Here is a 1,778-nt window from a genome sequence, read left to right on the forward strand (position 1 = left end):
GTGCTGATTGTCCGTCCGACAGGACTGACAATCGAGGCGGGAATCGGCCCAACCAAAGCGAGCCGGACTGCTATGCATTATTGCAGCTTGTTGTAGCTTGTTATTTTATATTCCTAATTTCTCTAATAATCAGCTTTTCACATAGCCAAAAACCAAATATGAAGGTGTTTTACGCCAGCGTTTGAAAATCAACCTTCCGAAAAGAAAAGTGCGAAAACCAGTTAAAGCAGCTTATAACCAACTAATACTGATAAAGAGCGGCGTAAACAGTTTGTAAATCAAATTGATTCCTGTTCACGTTTGAGAATCAATTCCAAAGGCACTGCAATTTGAACGTCTGGGCTGATATGAAACAAACTGAGTCAAGAAAAGTGGCCAAGTTATACTACGTTTTGGTTTTTGGCGAACCTCCAAAATGCTGCTGTCGATACAGAAACCCCGAAATAAGCTACAACGGCCTGCCGCATGGTGCGTAAGGGAAATTTAACCTTACTAACCTTTCAAATTGCAGGGAGCCGAAGCGTTGGGTTGGGTTTTATTTTTTCATTTTATTTTAAAGTCAAATCAACGATTTGGCGTTGTTCACCGAAGCCGCAAAACTTCCAAACTACTCTGAATCCCTTATGCACTATTGCGGTTTGTTAGGCTTTGTTATTTCTAATGTACTTCTCTACATTCATGAACAATATTCCATCTTTCATTTTGTATTTCCATTCTAAATCTTCCATAATCATTTGAAAAGTATGGATATTCTTCACCATATAATACATACCCGTTTCCGTCAGACTCAATACCAGTAATATTGACAATTATCTCTCCAATTAATTCCTCAAAAGTATGTTGATACCTCAATTCATTCTCTTCATAAATCCATATTGTATAGAAACTATTTGAATTGCTTTCATATCCTTGATTTCCATAAAATCTATAACCAAAAGAATACACTTTAATACTGTCAATGGCAAATAATTTCTTTTCATGAATATAGATAGAATCACAATAAAGCGAGTCTGACTTACAATGTTCCTTAATAAACTGATTACCAAAATCAATTGCTTTTTCTATAGATTCCTGATTAATTTGATTAATATCTAATTCTTTCAGGTTTGTTTTGTATGTTTTAAGCTTTGTACTATCACATGGATTATAGACTTCTGGTTCCTCATAAACAGTGTCAGTAAATGTAAGATTCACAAATGTATATTCCCTATTTGATTCATTACCATTAATCATACTTTTTGAATGCAACTTTAAGTTACCATTCTTCAAAATTTGGCCTTTATAAAAAACACTGCCATTCGTTGATTTGATTTCAAACTTCAGTGAATCTTCTTCGATTAAATATTTGCCATGGTACCTCAAATCAAAAACATTTTTTGGGAGATTTTCAGAACCAATTTGTCTTACATGATTATTTTCATAGAATCTAAGATAATTCCAATATCCATGTGGGTCATTTAGTTCTTTCTCTATTTTTTCTGATTGATAGAGCCCAGTAAATTTTATTTTTTGTTCGACCTTAGGTTCAGTTTTAATTGTCGAATCTACATTATCTATATTTTCGGTGATGCTCAAATTATTTGTTTTCTCATGTTTCCGTTTTGTATTGCATGAAGAAATAAAAAGCAAAATCAATATGTATGTTACTATTTGTTTCATGTAGTCATGTTCTTTTTTAATAAAGCCTAACGGTAGCTGCATGAAGCGTAGCACTTCTTACGCGAGATTGTCCGTCCGGCAGGACTGACAATCGGTTGGACTTACAAACCGCCCAAAGT

The 1,778-nt window shown here is 34.3% G+C and carries 1 protein-coding gene; it reads right to left on the reverse strand.

Features of this window, described 5'->3' with window-relative positions; all coding sequences use genetic code 11:
* Window positions 1-657: 657 nt before the first annotated feature.
* Window positions 658-1,659 (reverse strand): hypothetical protein, encoded by a 1,002-nt coding sequence (locus ACSX1H_RS19220; RefSeq protein WP_439185875.1) that lies wholly within the window; start codon window positions 1,657-1,659, stop codon window positions 658-660.
* Between the last annotated feature and the right edge of the window lie 119 nt (window positions 1,660-1,778).

The sequence above is a fragment of the Carboxylicivirga taeanensis genome (assembly GCF_051851475.1).
Classification (GTDB): Bacteria; Bacteroidota; Bacteroidia; order Bacteroidales; family Marinilabiliaceae; genus Carboxylicivirga; species Carboxylicivirga taeanensis.

Bases quoted from the DNA above. Each gene is read 5' to 3' on its own strand.
- ACSX1H_RS19220 (WP_439185875.1), bottom strand. From the start codon at position 1,659: ATGAAACAAATAGTAACATACATATTGATTTTGCTTTTTATTTCTTCA.